The 17,389-nt window shown below is 40.2% G+C and carries 12 protein-coding genes; 7 read left to right on the top strand and 5 right to left on the bottom strand.

Annotation, left to right across the window (positions count from 1 at the left end; genetic code table 11):
• Positions 1 to 97 precede the first annotated feature (97 nt).
• Positions 98 to 595, bottom strand: a complete 498-nt coding sequence (locus WKK05_RS06095; protein ID WP_341528875.1) for a hypothetical protein — start codon at positions 593 to 595, stop codon at positions 98 to 100.
• A 267-nt stretch (positions 596 to 862) separates the two neighbouring features.
• Here WKK05_RS06095 and WKK05_RS06090 point away from each other — a divergent pair, with 267 nt between their 5' ends.
• Entirely contained in the window at positions 863 to 1,756 is an 894-nt protein-coding gene (locus tag WKK05_RS06090) for a hypothetical protein (RefSeq protein ID WP_341528874.1), read from the top strand.
• Between the two features lie 14 nt (positions 1,757 to 1,770).
• Positions 1,771 to 3,693: an Hsp70 family protein gene (locus tag WKK05_RS06085; RefSeq protein WP_341528873.1), complete on the top strand. Its 1,923-nt coding sequence runs from the start codon at positions 1,771 to 1,773 to the stop codon at positions 3,691 to 3,693.
• Between the two features lie 702 nt (positions 3,694 to 4,395).
• Here WKK05_RS06085 and WKK05_RS06080 read toward each other — a convergent pair.
• The 4 genes from WKK05_RS06080 to WKK05_RS06065 form a co-directional block, all read right to left on the bottom strand.
• Complete coding sequence (locus WKK05_RS06080; RefSeq protein WP_341528872.1) at positions 4,396 to 4,596, bottom strand: hypothetical protein; 201 nt, start codon at positions 4,594 to 4,596, stop codon at positions 4,396 to 4,398.
• Between the two features lie 177 nt (positions 4,597 to 4,773).
• Positions 4,774 to 5,625 carry an alpha/beta fold hydrolase gene (locus WKK05_RS06075; protein WP_341528871.1) on the bottom strand — a complete coding sequence of 284 codons (852 nt, stop codon included), beginning with the start codon at positions 5,623 to 5,625 and terminating at the stop codon, positions 4,774 to 4,776.
• A 102-nt stretch (positions 5,626 to 5,727) separates the two neighbouring features.
• The gene (locus WKK05_RS06070) at positions 5,728 to 6,546 is read right to left on the bottom strand and encodes a response regulator transcription factor (protein ID WP_341528870.1); all 819 of its coding nucleotides are present in this window, start codon (positions 6,544 to 6,546) and stop codon (positions 5,728 to 5,730) included.
• A gap of 158 nt (positions 6,547 to 6,704) precedes the next feature.
• Entirely contained in the window at positions 6,705 to 8,672 is a 1,968-nt protein-coding gene (locus tag WKK05_RS06065) for a scytonemin biosynthesis sensor histidine kinase (RefSeq protein ID WP_341528869.1), read from the bottom strand.
• Between the two features lie 1,396 nt (positions 8,673 to 10,068).
• Here WKK05_RS06065 and scyA point away from each other — a divergent pair.
• The 5 genes from scyA to WKK05_RS06040 all read left to right on the top strand — a co-directional run bounded on the left by scyA (position 10,069) and on the right by WKK05_RS06040 (position 17,238).
• Positions 10,069 to 11,949: a scytonemin biosynthesis protein ScyA gene (scyA, locus tag WKK05_RS06060; RefSeq protein WP_341528868.1), complete on the top strand. Its 1,881-nt coding sequence runs from the start codon at positions 10,069 to 10,071 to the stop codon at positions 11,947 to 11,949.
• Positions 11,950 to 12,344: 395 nt separating this feature from the next.
• Complete coding sequence (gene scyB, locus WKK05_RS06055) at positions 12,345 to 13,406, top strand: tryptophan dehydrogenase ScyB (protein ID WP_341528867.1); 1,062 nt, start codon at positions 12,345 to 12,347, stop codon at positions 13,404 to 13,406.
• A gap of 50 nt (positions 13,407 to 13,456) precedes the next feature.
• The gene (scyC, locus tag WKK05_RS06050) at positions 13,457 to 14,425 is read left to right on the top strand and encodes a scytonemin biosynthesis cyclase/decarboxylase ScyC (protein ID WP_341528866.1); all 969 of its coding nucleotides are present in this window, start codon (positions 13,457 to 13,459) and stop codon (positions 14,423 to 14,425) included.
• 56 nt (positions 14,426 to 14,481) lie between these two features.
• Entirely contained in the window at positions 14,482 to 15,762 is a 1,281-nt protein-coding gene (locus tag WKK05_RS06045; RefSeq protein WP_341531034.1) for a ScyD/ScyE family protein, read from the top strand.
• A gap of 132 nt (positions 15,763 to 15,894) precedes the next feature.
• Entirely contained in the window at positions 15,895 to 17,238 is a 1,344-nt protein-coding gene (locus WKK05_RS06040; protein ID WP_341528865.1) for a ScyD/ScyE family protein, read from the top strand.
• Positions 17,239 to 17,389 lie beyond the last annotated feature (151 nt).

Raw genomic sequence — 17,389 nt, 5'->3', positions numbered from 1 at the left:
ATCATATTTGATTTTTGAAATTATCTGCGTAGGCGGGGAGTGGGAATTAGGGAGTAGGGAGTAGGAAATCAGGATTTTCGATTTGTACTGAGTTTTTTCAAAAATCAAATCCTAGCCTTATAGGAATCCGAGTTGATTCCTGAATCACTCGTAGAGACAGGAAACAGATAATACCAATTTCAAAAAAGAATGTGACAAATAGACCATTTGTAGAGACGCGATGAATCGCGTCTTCACCCAAGGATGTGTTGCAATCATTAATTAAACTAGTATAAAAAAGAATAAAAGTGTACTGAGTCTTTTTCAAATAGAAACCGCTAGAGAATGGCAGTAAAAAAGGCAGAGAGGCAAGGAAGACAAGAATAGCTAGGTTAAAAAACGGGTGCGTTAATTTATTGCAAACCGATGCATTGACAATACAGGTAAACGTTTTGGCATAACCGAGCAATGTTTTGGCATAACCGAGCAATGTTTTGGCATAACCGAGCAATGTTTTGGCATAACCGAGCAATGTTTTGGCATAACCGAGCAATGTTTTGGCATAACCGAGCAATGTTTTGGCATAACCAAGCAACGTTTTGGCATAACCAAGCAACGTTTTGGCATAACATCGACTTGATTTGATAGCCAGTAGGGTGCGTTATAGACGTTAGTCCTAGCGCACCGAATATCTGGGATGGTGCGGCGCTTGGCGACAACATACCCTACTAGCTGCCTCACTAATCACAGATGAGAAAGGATACCTCTTAGGAGTTAATGTGCAAGTTTATTTGCAATATCTTCGGTAGATAGCGATCGCTCAACAAGTCATAGCACAATCAATAACGCTAGGGTTGTATGTGTGGATGACGGCGACATCATAATGAAAACAATAACTTCAATTTTTACAGAAGAACGCAACCAACTCCAGATAGATATTGAGAACACAACCAGCGTTGAGCAGGTAGTTAAGCTGGTTCAGAACCGACTTGATAATCTGGAAAGAACTTACATTAGCCAGTTAAATGTCGCTCAAGTACGTCTGGCTTCCTTTTTTTTGGATACACTGCGCCAGTCTATCGCTACGCTTGCAGCGGCTCACTTTTCTCAAATTGTTCCTACAGAGCAAAAGCAAATTACTAACCCAACTACAAATCCTCCCAACAGAATAATCCTAAAACTGCTAAAGGCACTGATTTATATAGGTATTTTAGGTTGGTTGTTTTATTTAACTCAAACTAGTCCAGGTGCGTGGATGGGTGTCTTACTGGCTTTTGTGCTTGTGGGGCTAGAAGTTGTGCTGCAACTCGACAAAAACGATTCAACCTCACAGCAATTATTGCAATCAGCTCAACCTGTACTTCGGGTTGATAGCAAAGTCCTTTTAGACAACCTTGCTGATGCTCTTAACACTATTGACTTAGCAGTCGCTAGATTTGAAACTGGAAACAAACTAGAAAACGATCGCGGCGTAGAAGAATTGCCAGAGTTACTGACTTTTCTGCAAAGGCTAATCGGCGCATCATTTCTTGATAAATCCCAAATGGTGAGTGAACTAGCAAAACTTCTGCCACAAATTTTAATGTCTCAGGGAATTCGCACTCAAAATTACCAACCAAAAGATCCAAACAGCGATCGCGAATATTTTGACTTTGAGCCAAGTATTGATCCATCTACCAGAGATTTTGTGACGATAACCCCCGCTTTGTTGAAAGGCGATCGCTTACTCAGACGCGGGCGGGTAATTGAACCAGCATATTCTGAGGCGAGAGAATAAAAGATAATAAGAGTATGGAAATTTTAGAAACAATCGGTTTTGATTTGGGACACGGTGAAACAGCGGTAGCGAAAGCTATAGTAGAGAGCATTGAACCTCCCCAGATGTTGGAGATTAATAACAGAAAAAACCAAATCACAGCTCTTGCTTGGCATCCCAAACTTGGTTATCTTGTTGGAGAACAAGCATTAATTCAAGCTGGTGTTACCCAGCTGACAATCTCTTTCAAGCAAAAACCCAACAATGATCCTAAGTATCGGGAGACAATTAGCACTTTTGTTGCCACTTACTACCATCTTTTAAAAGAAAGTAGACAAATTGAAGCCGGAGAAACTACTTACTTTTATGTAGGTTGTCCTTCAGGATGGTCAACAAGCGATCGCTTAGAATATCAAAAGCTACTTCAAGCCGCTGGCATTCCTTTACTGAATGTTATCCCTGAATCGCGGGCTGCTTTCATGCAAGCTAAAGAAGGCGGTAAGCTAGAGTATGAAAAACTTCTTTCATCGGTATTAATTATCGATATTGGTTCTTCAACTACAGATTTTACTTTAGTTAAAAGCTTAGAAGAAATCCCGATAGATTTCGGGAGTAATGCTTTGGGTGCATCTCTAATTGACAAGGCGATTTTTGCCCGTACTCTTGCCAATCACGAGCAATCAAGCTTACTCGAAAAAGTATTTATTGAATATCCCCATCACCAAGCGCGTTGCGAACTTGCCTGCCGCAAAACAAAAGAAGATTACTTTTCTAACGAACAGCTATACAACGATCCGCAATCGTTTGCACGCGGTTTTGAATCTATCAACGAGGAAATTTATTTTATTCCTCAAGTTAATAAATTAATTATGGAGGAAATTTTAAATCAACCCCTACCTGAACTAGGGCAAAAGAGTTGGATTCAATCCTTTCGCGACTCTGTAAACGAGGCTAAAGAAAATCTCAAACAACTTGGCGTTATACCGAAACTTGTGCTGATGACTGGTGGTGCTTCCCGGATGAAGTTTACGCACCAAATTTGTCAAGAACTCTTTAGTGAACCAGAAACACTGCTTCGTCCTGATCCTGAACCTGAACGCTGCATTGCATTAGGTTTAGCGCGGGTAGGAAGATGGGATTTGCGTGCTGCTGCCTTCAAAGAAGAAGTCAACGAACTGTTTGAATCAAACAAGCTCAAAAAGTTGATTGAAAAACATATCCCAGAGTTAATTGAATCGTTGACTAAACCATTAGCCGAGAGTTTAATTGACAACGCAGTTAGACCAGGGATAAAAGATTGGCAGAAGAACAAAATACGCACTTTAGCCGATTTAGAAATATCTATGAAAAGTCTGGCAGAGCAGTGGCTTAAAGGTGATATTGCTCAACAGATAATTAACAAGCAATGTATTAATTGGTTTAATAATAAAATCCAACCTGATCTAGCCGCCGAAACTGACCCTATCTGCCGCAAATTTCAGATACCCAGAAGTAGTTTAAGGTTTGAAGATAGTATCGACCCAGCTTTTGTTAACCCAGAGCTAAGAATTGGAGACGCTATTCTTGCTGATACAGTGGCATTTATTGTCAATGTAGTAATTGGTAGCGGCGCTGTTGCTAGCATTATAACTTTAATACTTACTGGACACTTAACTTGGCCGATTGCATTAGTATATGGTGCTTCGGTTATGGCCGCTGGAATGGAGCTAAATCGCAAGGGTGTTCAAGAAGCAATCAAAACAAATGTAGATATCCCCGGTTGGCTGCGTTCTAGTTTTTTAAGTGACAAGAAAATTGACGATATGTGCCAGCAAATAAAGCCTGAGTTAGAAAAGGTTTTTCGTGAACAACTGACAGCAAATCAGGAAGCTTTTGACCAACTAATTGAAAAAGTTGGAGATGGGTTACAAAAAGCCCTGACTACTAAAGTTCAAGAGGCAGTAATTCTGATTCAATAGAGTATTTTCTTTAAATTAAACTGACAGCAGAATTCAGAATTCAGGTGGTCGCACCTCGACTGCGCTCGGTGGCCGCCGAGCGCAGTCGAGGTGAGTCAGAAGTCAGAAGGAAAACAAGCTTTCTACCTAACTTTGAGACCTATATCGTGTACTTCATCAACTTGAAATCTGCTGTAACTCATACCAATTCACGAAAATCCTGATACATATAGATTTCTCGTAGGGGCATGGCATTGCCCATGCCCCTACCAGGGTATTTGTATCATTATTAAAATGAAATGGTATAAGAGCCTTTAGCTGTGTCACGCCACTACATATACTTAAATTTTTTAAAAAATAAAATTCAGATTTCTATAGTAATCATTTTAATTACTAATTAAATTTGCTGAACTGTTAACTAAAGTTAAATAAAACCCTACAATCTGTGAGATTAATAAGATAGTAGGGAAAGGAAATAGAAGAACTAATTTTGTTATTTTTCCAATATCGCTCATTAGTCAGCGGATTTTGTACCGTCTCTAGCTAGATATAATTGTTAAAAACTTTCGTGAGTATGGATACATTTTACTAATTTTCGCTCAGAATCACCCTAAGAGGTTTTACTACGTAAAGCCTGTCCCGCTCTGAGTTGGAGAGGGACAGACTTGAACAAAAGTTAAAGGCAGGGAGAGTTTTGTTGAACTCACGTTAAACGTGGAAATCTTAACTTATTGACTGCGGACTCCATGCTGAAATTACATCTTCTACTACAGATACTTTATTTTGAGAATTAGTAGCTCCTTCATCTATTAAAACTTTGAGAGTGACAGTATACACATTGTTTATTAGTTGGTGTCCGTAACCTATAACTTTCCCTAGTTTTCCAGTTTCTTGGTTTAAGACATATTCATCAATGTTGAACATAACAACCTCCCTCATCAGTTGGGGGCTTATGAATGGTATGTCATTCATTTTCTAGAAGTTGCTAAATAAACACTTCACTCTTCTAGTAGGTTTTATACTAAACTCAAGGAATATTTTATAGCCTTGGTAAGTATATCCTTAAAACTCAGAGATTGTTATAATTGTTAATATTTGGAACTAAACTAAAAACCTACTTATTGCATCTAATAGTGCTTCCGGCTGATCAGCACGAATCAAGTGTCCGCTGTTTTCAAATATTTTCAAGTCAGCATTTGGAATAGCTTGAGCAATTTCTTCAGAAAACTCTGGGGCGCAAATCCAGTCGTGTCGCCCTGCAATCACAAGTGTAGGTGAAGTAACTTTATGCAATTCATTGAGGATGTTATAGTCGCGCAAGAAGCCACTAAAAGCAACATTGATTGCGTCAACTGAGAGAATAGTTTGATCTGAAGCAGGGGAGTCTGACTGTGAGTTCTGGCTGACGGAGTACATTGACCCCATCACTTGAAAAAACTCGCGCAGCTGTTCCTCAGTTTCAAATTTACCTTCCCAAAGTCGAACAGCAATTGCTTTTTGTTCTTCAGTTCCCCGTTGCGCTAGAATCTCTTTAGCTCGTTCTAGAAACCGGGAATTAGCTGCTGTGGCTATGACAATCAAGTGGGATACATTCTGGGGATAGCGTACTGCATAAGAAAGAGCAACCATCCCGCCATAAGAAGAACCGATTAAAATAATTTTCTCTAGTCCCAGATACTTGCGTAAGGCTTCCATATCCTCGACATTATTATCTAGGGTATAGGTTTCTTTGAGTCCACGCGCTGACCTTCCCTGACCGCGATGGTCAAAATAAATCAGTTGCAGTTGACGGCTGAGAGGAGAAAATGCACGTTTATAAGAAGTATGGTCAGCCCCTGGGCCACCGTGAATAATAAAAGCAACAGGCTGTTCGCGTATTCTTTGCCCTTCAAATACTAAAGCGGAGCCTTCGACATCAAAGTAGATTTCTGTATCCCGAATTTTAGCTCGCATTGTTTAAGTCTGACTCTAAGTTTGCAATGCAACTTGCATCTATTATGAAGACTCGCACAATCCGGCGCTTTTTTTACATCTAAGTACCACCTAGCGTCTCGCTCATCTTTGCAATGCTACCTGATGTTCTCTACGCCAAGCTTGCGGAGGTAAGCCGTGATGTTGGCGAAACTGACGGGAGAAATGAGATACATCTTGATAACCCAATGTTTTAGCAATTTGCTCGACTGTCTGATCATTATTTTGCAGTAAGTACCGCGCTCCCGCCATGCGACGTTTAACAATCCAGTTATTTACAGTCTCTCCTGTCTGCTTTGCGACTCTGTTAGTTAAGTAAGCAGGTGAGTAACCAACTGCTTCAGCCACATCACACAGAGTAATTCCTTGATCATAATGAGCTTCGATGAAGTCGAAAATTGTTTTTAATTGGGGATCACAAGGAAAGATTGACTTCGGCGGAACAATTCCTGAAGATTTAGTTGCAGGTACTGATTTGGCTGCTTTCTGGAATTTCGCAACACACCAGTATTGCAGAGTCGCTTGCCTTTCTAGCCTAATTGCGATCGCTCTGAGTAATTCGTCTAGTGTAGACGGTTTAGTCAGATAGTCGTCTGCTCCTAATTCCATAGCTTTGCGAACATTTGCCTTAGTACCACTACCAGTGAGAAAAATGAAAGGAATAATTGCTGTTACAGAATCTTGACGTAGCGTATTGAGAACGGTGTAACCATCCATGTCAGGCATTGTAATGTCGCAAACCACTAAATCGGGTAAATGCTCTTGTACTTGTTGAATACCCACACGACCGTTTTCAGCACCTAACACATTAAAACCTTTAGCCTCCAGACCTGTTAAGTAAAGGTTACGGGTGACGTTATCATCTTCAATGACGAGAATTTTTTTTGCTGATTCGTACATCATTTTTTTTACCACATCTTTTAGCTGGCAATGGTGACTCAACACTGCTCTAAGTATTAATTAAGGATAAGAGTAATAGCTTCTTACAAAAGTTATAAACTTGAGTTTTCTATTAACAACCATCCTCGCCTCAATACTCATAATTTCTAACTACTAGACTTTTAATTGGTTGATGGCAGCATTACAGTAAATGTAGTACCTACACCAATTTCACTTTCCACAGCGACTTGACCGCCATGTAAATCTACAAGGGTTTTGAGAATCGATAGCCCCAGCCCAGTGCCAGGTATACTATCAACATTACTACCACGATAAAATGGCTCGAATAATCGTTCTTGATCTACAACAGAAATGCCAATTCCTTGATCTTTAACCTGAAAAATTACTTTTCCATTCTTGTTAGAGACTCGCAAATCAACTCCTACATTAGAGGGAGAATACTTAATTGCATTATCGAGCAAATTTTGTAGAATTTGCTCTAGCAACCTTTTATCCACACAGGCTATGAGAGAGTTACTTTCACTTATAAAATTAATTGGTTTTCGGCTACTACTCATCTGCATTCTTGCCACTAAATCATTGCAGAACTCGACTAACTCCAATTCTTTTAGCTCAATATTAATTTTTGCAGCTTCTGCTTTAGCAAAGAACAAAATATCATCCAGCATCTGGCTGATCTGTTCAATAGCTTTTTGAATGTGATCTAGTAATGGTTCTATTTTCTTGCCTGTCCGTTTATCTACTTGTTCTTTCAGTAAGCTATTAGAAAATGAAACAATATTCAACGGAGTACGGAATTGATGGCAGACCGTAGACAAAAAGTGCGATCTCAGTTCGCTAAGTTGTTTTGCTTGTTCTAAAGCTTGATTCAGGTCTGATTCTGCATATTTGTAATCAGTGATATCAATACCTGTAACTAGTTCGACTGGTTTTTTATTAAAATCCAGCACTCCTTCAAGCTTTGTAACCGCACAACCTAGCCAGCGTTCTGAGCCACTTTTTGTTAGAAGATTTATCTCTTGGTATTCAAAGTTAGCTGCTTGATTTTGGTTGCGTACCTGCCTACTTTTTCTGCTCTTAATCAATCGTCGAAGATCAAACCCATTCAGCAATTCCTGCTTGGTGTAGCCAGTAAGCTTTTCTACAGCCGGATTGACGTAGCACAGCCGCGTGCCTTGAATCAAAAAAGTGTTAGCATCTGTTGTTTCTGCTAAAGTCCGAAATCTAGTTAAATTCAACTGTAGTGCTTCTTCGCTCTCTTTGGTTTCAGTAATGTCCCAAATGCTCCACACTCTACCAATAATTTTGTCACCCAGCCAGTGAGGTTTGGAGTAGTGTGCAAAGAACCTTCCATCATTCAACTCTAAAATATCGTAGCTTTCAAAATCTGATTGGCTAGAAACTTCCCAAATGAGTCTAAAAAAAGCTTCTGGATCTTTAAGTTGGCTCTCAAAAAAGGCTCGACATTGAGGACATTTCTTTGATAGCATCAGGGATTCTGGAATCTGCCACATATCCATAAATCTCTGATTCAAACTTAGAATATCTCCCTCAAAGTTAACTGCAACAATACCAATAGCAGTAGATTCAAGAGTCGAGTGAAGTAAAGATAAAGATGTTTCTAATTCTGCTTCTTTTGTCTTTAATTTAGAAACTTCCTGTTGCAAATTCTCTTTAGTGCCACTTAATTCATCAGCCCATTTTTGCATACTTAGCTCTACTACCTCCTCGCTTTTATCATAAGCAAAGGCACAGCTAAACTTCTTACCTTCATGTTCTACATAAGTAAGGGATATTTCTACTAAAAATATCCGACCTCCTTTTGTCCGATAGCGCGATTTAAAAGTAATCGAATTTTGCGACTTGAGTTCTGACCAATTATGTATGGAAAAATCTACATCTACATCACGCAACGTCAGAGAAAGCAATTCCTCACGGGAATACTCCATCATTCGGCAAGTCGCATCATTGACGTAGAGAAACTCTGCATTTGCTCCTAAACAGAAAGCAGCATCTACAGCTTGATTTATCAGTAAATGAGCAAACTTAAACTCTGATTCTGGCTGTAGCGCCCGTTGAGAGTTGTAGCTAGCTAAGGCATAATCGCCAGAATTCATATCTTTAGCCATTGTTTAGATATAAACTTTAAACCCTTATTTTCTATGCAGATAAAATATCTGAATAATTTCATAATTTACAAGTTAAATTTTATACATAGACTTGTAATTGCTGATTTGGATGCATACAGTTCACTTGCCGTAGATTTACCTTGTAAATTTTTGACTCTGCACCTAAAATCTTAACTTTTCTTAACCACTTCTCTCAGAGATTAAACTACAGGAGTATGATTTTGAGCATCTGTCATAAGAAATACATAGTAATTAAGTGGTAATATGTAAAGTATTGCAAATAATGTAACAAGAAAGACATGAAGTTTTGAAAGATTATGTAAAGATTGCTTAAAGATTCTTAATAGCTAAAATCTGCCAATGTTTATTATTTGAATGTAGAAAATTATTTATAAAATTGGTTTTACAGCCTGTTGCTGTAAAGCAAAGCCAGTTTGCTGCTCTAAACATATTTCACCTATTAACCCTGCCCAAATAGGCATAATTTTGCTCGTGAATTTAGCTTCGTAACTTTTCTTAACTACCTTTCTCAGGAATTTAACTATACAATAATATGCCCAGTCATCTCCCCTAGGAAATAAGCTTTTATTAAAAAATTCCGTATTTGCTGATACTTACTCGTATAAAGAATTCATCCCCCGCAGCAAGTTACCTGAAAAATACTTAGACATCTACCAAAAGATATAAAAAATCTAATATCAATTTTTTTATGTGTTTATTAACACAAGAAATTAGTAAGAAATCAAAGTAGTAATAGTTAATTTTTCGCCTCAACTTTATTTTGAATTTTATTTTGAACTTTATATTAATAGCCCTTAAACCAAAATTAGTTAAAAAAATTATGTAACGATTACAACAAAAACGAAAAATATAACAACTTTATCTAAATATTGTTCATTGTAAATCCGACTACATAGTTTACTAGCTTTTATTTGGTATCAATATTTTAAAACAGTTAAGTAAGCACTATGGAAATCACGATAAAAGCAAAAAAAATGATATCCCCACCAAAAGATTTTTGATTGCAAATAATTTTTTTTCATGTTACCACTTATAGATTATGAATCTATCTAAAGAGATATAAGTACGTACTATAGCAATCATTATCAAAACGAAAAAATTGACATCCCCATCAAAAGATTTTTGATTGCACTAACGTATGTATCGCCTATACTCTGGTTACTAGGAGCATACATTTACTTGACTGTTGTACGGTTTACATAAAATTTTTGGTACTGCGCTCAAAAGCATCAATTAGCGGCAATTAACCATCTCTACTACTGACCGAGGTTGGTCATAACCGTAGCAAAACAACAGGTTGCTTGTATTAAATATTCTCAATCATTGTGATTGTATCAAGTGCCTTCGTGCAAGTTTCTAGAATTACGAGAAAGCAATGAGTCAAAACTATACTGGTTCAAATTCTCCTTCGATCGCCACTGAGGTGTACAAGGAAATTCCATCAAACAGCTATGTAGAATCTGTGCCTCGTGATTTACATCAGCTTCAAGAATTAGACAATATTACACAAGTTCAGCCTTTTTTAGAGAACGAAGCAGCCCCACCACTGATTGTTTCAGAAGCGATCGCCCAAATGTTAGCAAACTTGGGAGTAGCTTACGCTTTTGGTGTTGCTGGGGGCGCGATGGCTAGTCTTTGGGGTGCATTATCCAACAGCACCATCGACTTGCTCAACTTCCGTCATGAAGCCGGAGCCGCTTTTGCAGCTACTGAAGCATACTTTGCTAGTGGTCGTCCTAGCGTAGTCTTCACCACCGCTGGCCCCGGAATTACCAATGCTCTCACTGGGTTATTTGCTGCTCGTGGTGAAGGTGCAAAAGTGATTTTGTTATCGGCTTGTACATCAGCACCACAACGCGGACGTTGGGCAATTCAAGAAACTAGTAGCTACACATTACCCAGTGGCGGAATTTTCACATCCGGAGCGCTATTTAACTATGCAATCACGATTGAATCTGCGGCACAACTGCCACAGATTTTTCGCAAACTTGCACTCGGTTTAGCTCAACCAGGAGGGTTTGTAGCCCATTTGAGCATTCCCACTGGAGTGCAAACAAGTGTAGTTGAGGATATATCCTTACCTAATTTAGATGTGGCGCAGTATCCAATAACTGCTCCCAAAGAAGCGATCGCTAAATCTGTAGAGTTGTTATCTGCTGGCCCCTTTGCCATCTGGGTTGGTTTCGGCGCTCGTGATGCAGCAGACGAAATCCGCCAACTTGCAGAGAAAACCGGCGCAGCCGTGATCTGTTCTCCCCGTGGTAAAGGTATCTTTCCTGAAGATCATCCTCAATTTGTGGGTGTTACAGGTTTAGGCGGTCATGCTTCCGTCTTGGCTTATATGGAACAGCAACCTCCATTACGCACACTTGTATTAGGCACGCGTCTCGGCGAACCGACTTCTTTCTGGAGTTCAGCTATGGTTCCCAGTGGCGGCTTCGTACACGTAGACATTGACCCAGAAGTACCAGGGGTAGCTTATCCCCACGTTGAGACCTTCTCGGTTCAGTCTGACATCAAAGCATATTTGCAAGAACTATTGCAGATTTTACCAGATGCTGCTCACACCAAAACTTTATCGCTACCCAATCCCGAACGCAAAGCAATTGAACCAGACATAGACTACCCAGTCCGACCAGAAGTCTTAATGGCAGCAATTCAAAAAATAATTGTTGAAGGTAGTGATGCGATAGTTATGGCGGAGTGCGGTAACTCGTTTACTTGGTCAACACATTTACTGCGATTTGCCGAAGCCAATCGTTACCGAGTCAGTACCGGAGTTGGAGCAATGGGTCATGCTGTCACCGGCGTTTTGGGTGCAGCACTGGCACGGAATAGCAAAGCTGTAGGTATCGTCGGCGATGGTGCAATGCTGATGAACAACGAAATCAGCACAGCTGTGAAATACAACATTCCTGCCATCTGGATTGTACTCAACGACGCCCGTTACAATATGTGCCATCAAGGCATGAAAATATTGGGATTAAAGGGTGCAGATGCCACAATTCCCCCGACAAATTTTGCCATGATTGCGCGTGGTATGGGAGCAGAAGCTGCGACAGTTGCTAGAGAGTCAGATATTGAAGCAGCATTACAACAAGCGATCGCTTCAAATGTTCCCTTTTTAATCGATGTCGTCATTGATCCCGATAGACCAGCGCCTTCTGGTGCGCGTAATAAGAGTTTAGCAGCACAAGGAATCAAAGCAAATCAGGTGAAAAATTCAGCCAAGCCTGTTTCGTTTCCTGCTGTTTAACTTCCAACTACAAGTTTCTAATTCCCAGCCACGTTGAATTTAGAGACTCACCTCTTAATGTCGTCAGTGAAAGAAAGAAGTATGAAGTAAAAGCAGCAAGACTTCATTTGAGCAATAATTACGCCACAAAAACTGTGATTCTGCTTTTTTGATTTCTCAGCATTATTATTTTCATATTTGATCTCTGATTAACCAACGCCACTCATCGAAGAGCTGCTTTAACCTGCGGCAAGTTACATTAAGTCCCGGTAATCACTTGTTATTAAAATCTCTCTGCTTCCTTGCGTCTCTCTTAATAACAAGTCTTTCACCGGAAATGAAATTAGCTCGTACCTACATTTTTTACTGCTCATTAATTGCTAAAACCATACAAAAATCAAGATTGAGAGACCACAATGCTGCTATTTGAAACTGTTAGAGAAATGGGTCACGAACAGATTCTCTTCTGTCATGGAAAAAACCCAGATATTAGAGCAATTATTGCAATTCACGACACGACTTTGGGGCCAGCAATGGGTGCTACAAGGCTCTACCCTTATGTTAACGAAGAGGCTGCTTTAAAAGACGCTCTTCGTCTTAGTCGTGGTATGACTTATAAAGCTGCTTGTGCTAACATTCCTGCTGGTGGAGGAAAAGCAGTAATCATTGCTAATCCTGAAAATAAAACAGATGAAATGTTGAGAGCCTATGGACGTTTTGTTAATAGTCTCAACGGACGTTTTATCACAGGGCAAGATGTTAACCTTACTCCTGACGATGTACGAACAATTAGTCAAGAAACTAATCATGTAGTTGGAGTATCAGAAAAATCTGGTGGGCCGGCTCCCATTACATCGCTAGGGGTTTTATTAGGTATCAAAGCTGCTGTAGAATTTCGTTTGCAAAGGAAAAATCTTGAGGGGCTGAAAGTTGCTGTTCAAGGTCTAGGAAATGTAGGTAAAAATCTTTGCCGCCATTTACATGAACATGGAATTCAACTTTTCGTTACCGATATAGATCCAGTAAAGACAGAAGAAGCAAAAGAACTTTTTGGTGCAACTGTTGTGACACCAGAGGAAATTTACACACTTGATGTAGATGTTTTTGCTCCATGTGCTTTAGGAGGAATTCTAAATAGTCATACAATTCCTTTTTTGCAAGCTCCGATTATTGCTGGGGCAGCAAATAATCAATTAGGAAATGAACAATTACATAGTCAAATGTTAGCGAAAAAAGGAATTCTTTACTGCCCTGATTATGTAATTAATGCTGGCGGGCTAATCAATGTATATAACGAAATGATTGGTTATGACGAAGAAAAAGCCTTTAAGCAAGTAGATAATATTTATGATACGCTGCTAGCAATATTCAACATTGCTAAACATCAAGAAGTTTCTACTAACGATGCGGCAAAACGGTTAGCAGAAGATAGGATTAACAGTGTTAAACGTAGTAATACAAAAGAAATTGCTGCTTAATTTTTAATCCAAAACAGTGAATTATTAACTGTAGATTTTAGGAGTGATAAATGGAAAAAAATACGTTTGCAACATCAGCTTATATTGCTAGTTCACCAAAGACCGTCTTTGAGTATCTTTCCAGTCTAAAAAACTTGGATGAATGGACGCTTTATAGCCGGATGAAAGAGCAAATTGACGAAGATACTTGGCTGGGAACTGCTTCTGGCTATCACAAAAATCTTTACTATCATGTTAAAAAACTAGAAAATCCGCTTTTCTACGGCATTGAGTGGCACTGCGGGTTAGAGTATCAAAAATATTATCAAGTTTATCCTGTCTTACTTTTTCCTACTGACTATATCGAGCCGGGAACGGATGAACAAGGCGTGTACTTCCATTGGTTGAGCTTTGTCGATCCCAAACGGCAGACTCAAATGATTATGCAGGGAATTCACACGGTACACACTTCTGAGTGTCGTTCTCTTAAAGGGAATTTAGAACGTAAGGCTGGCCATACCTCAGCAGTTAAAGGGCGCCACTTCATCGATACTGACACCATCTATGTTGATGCTCCAGTTGAACTTGGGGTTGAATACTTAAAAGACTTACAAAACATCGATGAGTGGGCGCATTTACTACGACCAGATGGCGAGATTGCCTCTGATTCAGGTGAGTTCAAAGATGAATATGACCAGAAAGTAAAAGTTTCAGTGCGGATTCATGCTTTGAGCAAATACTATCTAGTTGAGCAAGAACACTTCTATCCAGACTACGAATATTATCAGCGTTCTGTAGCGCTACTTATCCCAACTGCCTATGCTTTCGCTGATCCAGAAGCTTCTGGTTTCATCCTGCATCGGATTACATTCTGGAAAGCAGATGGTTCTGTTAGTCACGGCAAACTCCAGATTGAAGACTTTGGCGCTGAAAGTATGAACATTAAACGCCTACTCGAAGCTAAAGCCGGCAACCTTCAGTCATTTGACCGAGGGATGAGCTATATACCAAAAACTCAAGAATTAGTTAATAGTCGGTAAGCATCGGCATTGGTCATTGGACAAGGGACTAATGACTAATGACAAAGGACAAAATTATGAAACCAAAGCAAGTCACCATTACTTTTATCACTTTTTGTATTGCGGTTTTTTCTGGAATGAAAGCTGCGTCAGCTGCATCGTTTTCGGTAATTGCCGACGGTCTTGACAATGCAAGAGGTTTGAGCTTTGGTTCTGATGGTAGCTTGTATGTTACAGAGGCGGGAACGGGAGGAAATGGTGCTTGCGTCCCACCAGTAAGTGGTCAAGGTGATTCTCTCTGCTACGGCGCAACTGGTGCAATTAGCAGAATTGAGAATGGGACAGCTAAACGTATAGTTACAGGACTTCCTTCTATAGCATTACCAGATGGCACTGGAGCAGCAGGGGTTCGCGATATTCAATTTGATGCCGCAGGTAAACCTTATGTTCTAGTGGGGTATGCAGCTAATCCAGCCGATCGCGATCGCAATCTCGGCAAAACTGATCTCGGAAAAATTATTGCTCCCAACTTTAATACCAATTCCTGGACAACTATTGCTGATTTAGCAAACTATGAACTCGCCAACAATCCCGATGGTGGCGATGTGAATAGTAATCCTTTGGGTTTTTTCATAGATGGCAATAATCTGGTAGCAGTTGATGCAGGTGCAAACGACTTACTCAGTGTGAAAACTGTTGGTAGTGGTTTGCGAACCTTAGCAACTTTTCCTCAAGATATATTGAGTAATCCAGTCTTTCCGCCTTCTGGTACTCCATCTAATGAACCTGGGCAAGTGCCAACTCCAACAGAAGCACCGCCATCAAATTTACCAATTCAATCAGTACCCTCAAGTGTTGTCAAAGGCCCTGATGGTGCTTATTATGTCAGCCAATTTACTGGTTTTCCTTTTCCTGAAGGTGGAGCAAAAATCTATCGAGTTGGCGCTGATGGCAAACCAACAGTCTATGCAGATGGCTTTACACAACTAACAGACTTGGAGTTTGATAGTGCAGGTAATTTGTATGCTTTGCAGTACGCCAATCAATCAGCTTGGAAAGGTAATCTAGAAGGTTCTCTAATTAAGATAGCTGCTGATGGTACACGTTCAACCATCCTCAGCGGCAATGGATTAGAGTCGCCTAGTGCCTTGACAATTGGTTCTGATGGTGCGCTCTACGTCACTAACCGAGGCGATCGCCCAGGACAAGGACAAGTCATCAGAATTGAGAATACAAAGTCTGTCCCTGAACCTAATTCTACTTTAGGCGTATTAATGCTCGGCGCTTTAGGCGTTGGGTGGCTGCAAAAGAACAGAGTCACCAAACAGCTTAAAAATCAAGCCGTGGCACACAGGTAAAGAGTTTCAAACCAAAGTTAGTGCCTCTTAAAAAGGGCATTAATCTACATTGCCTTCCCTGATAACTGGGATTCGTTGTCTTCAAAACCATAAAAACCTCCCCAAATTACTAAATTGTTAATCTCCAAAGGTATGAAACTCAAATCATTTGCTCTTACTCTTTTGACTATTTCTATTGCAACTGTTGCTGGAACCAAAGCAGCAGAAGCTGCTAGTTTTACAGTTGTTGCTGATGGTCTTGATAACCCAAGAAACATTGGTTTTGATTCTAATAACAATCTCTATGTGACAGAGAGTGGCAAGGGTGGCGATGGCAAAGACGGCAGATGTATCCCATCACCTAGCTCCCAATATATTCCTTTATGTGCTGGTAGTACTGGCAGCCTGCTGAAAATTACTCCAGACGGTAAGAAAGAAACTGTACTCTCGAATCTCACATCTTTAGCATTAACACCCTCTGGAGAACAAGCTGCTGGGCCTGCGGATATCAAATTTGATAACAAAGGTAATGCTTATTTTTTGACAGGCTTGGCTGGCGACCCGGGCAAACGCGATACCGTCTTAAAAAGCCCTAGTCTCGGACAATTATACAAACTTGATTTAAATACCAAGAAATTAACAAGTCTCGCGGATTTTGGAGCTTATGAACTCAAAAATAATCCTGATGGGACTGACATAATTTCTAATCCCTATGCTTTAGCAATTAAAGGTGATACTGGTTACGTCGTTGATGGGGGTGGAAACTCGATATATTCTGTGGGACTCGATGGCAGCGGTATTAAGAATGTACGTGCGATTCCAGAGAAACTAATATCACCAGATAAACTCGAATTTCCCACCCTTCCTGAAGGTACAACAGACCCAACAGGAGGCGCACCATTACCCCCAGGGTATACCACTGGTGAAAATGGTCTACCAGTATCAAACCAATCAGTACCTACAGGTGTTGTAGTTGCGCCTGATGGCAGTTTAACAGTAAGTGAATACACTTACTTCCCTTATCCAGAAGGAGAAGCACGCATCTTTAGCATTGACCCTAATACCTTACAAGCAAGAGTTCTCGCTGATGGCTTTACACAGCTAACAGGCGTGGCATACGACCCAGATGGCAACTTGTATGCTTTGCAACACATCAATAATTCAGAATGGAAAGAAATTCAACAAGGTGGTGTAATCACCGGTGATATTAGCGGTTCTGTGTTGAAAATAGCTCCTGACGGTAAGATCACAACTATCTGGGATGGTAAAGGACTAGAAGCTGCTTCTGGTATCACTTATGGCCCTGATGGCAAATTATATATCTCAAATAGAGCTAGACTCGCAGGAACAGGACAAGTTATCAGCATTGATCCTAGAGCCGCGAGCGTCCCTGAACCTACTAGCGTACTAACTACACTAACAGCTGCTGCTTTCGGCGGAGCGTCAATGTTAAAGCGTAAACGCAGCAAAGAATTAGCTAAGGCAGAGACTGTTTAATTCCTGTTTCCCTGGCAGAGCCAGGGAATGCTTACAAAATAGGCTGCTGACTCATATAGAAAGTTGCATTCCAAATAAGAGGCAGCAGTCCTAAATTAGGGTTCCCAAACTAGGACAGGGAACGAGATTAATCTAGCAACGAGTATAACTC

It is taken from the genome of Nostoc sp. UHCC 0302 (assembly GCF_038096175.1).
Lineage (GTDB): Bacteria > Cyanobacteriota > Cyanobacteriia > Cyanobacteriales > Nostocaceae > UHCC-0302.
This window is presented reverse-complemented; position numbering and strand designations above follow the sequence as displayed.

Coding starts and splice junctions, on each gene's coding strand:
- WKK05_RS06090 (WP_341528874.1), top strand. CDS start 863: ATGAAAACAATAACTTCAATTTTTACAGAAGAACGCAACCAACTCCAG.
- WKK05_RS06085 (WP_341528873.1), top strand. CDS start 1,771: ATGGAAATTTTAGAAACAATCGGTTTTGATTTGGGACACGGTGAAACA.
- WKK05_RS06080 (WP_341528872.1), bottom strand. CDS start 4,596: ATGTTCAACATTGATGAATATGTCTTAAACCAAGAAACTGGAAAACTA.
- WKK05_RS06075 (WP_341528871.1), bottom strand. CDS start 5,625: ATGCGAGCTAAAATTCGGGATACAGAAATCTACTTTGATGTCGAAGGC.
- WKK05_RS06070 (WP_341528870.1), bottom strand. CDS start 6,546: ATGATGTACGAATCAGCAAAAAAAATTCTCGTCATTGAAGATGATAAC.
- WKK05_RS06065 (WP_341528869.1), bottom strand. CDS start 8,672: ATGGCTAAAGATATGAATTCTGGCGATTATGCCTTAGCTAGCTACAAC.
- scyA (WP_341528868.1), top strand. CDS start 10,069: ATGAGTCAAAACTATACTGGTTCAAATTCTCCTTCGATCGCCACTGAG.
- scyB (WP_341528867.1), top strand. CDS start 12,345: ATGCTGCTATTTGAAACTGTTAGAGAAATGGGTCACGAACAGATTCTC.
- scyC (WP_341528866.1), top strand. CDS start 13,457: ATGGAAAAAAATACGTTTGCAACATCAGCTTATATTGCTAGTTCACCA.
- WKK05_RS06045 (WP_341531034.1), top strand. CDS start 14,482: ATGAAACCAAAGCAAGTCACCATTACTTTTATCACTTTTTGTATTGCG.
- WKK05_RS06040 (WP_341528865.1), top strand. CDS start 15,895: ATGAAACTCAAATCATTTGCTCTTACTCTTTTGACTATTTCTATTGCA.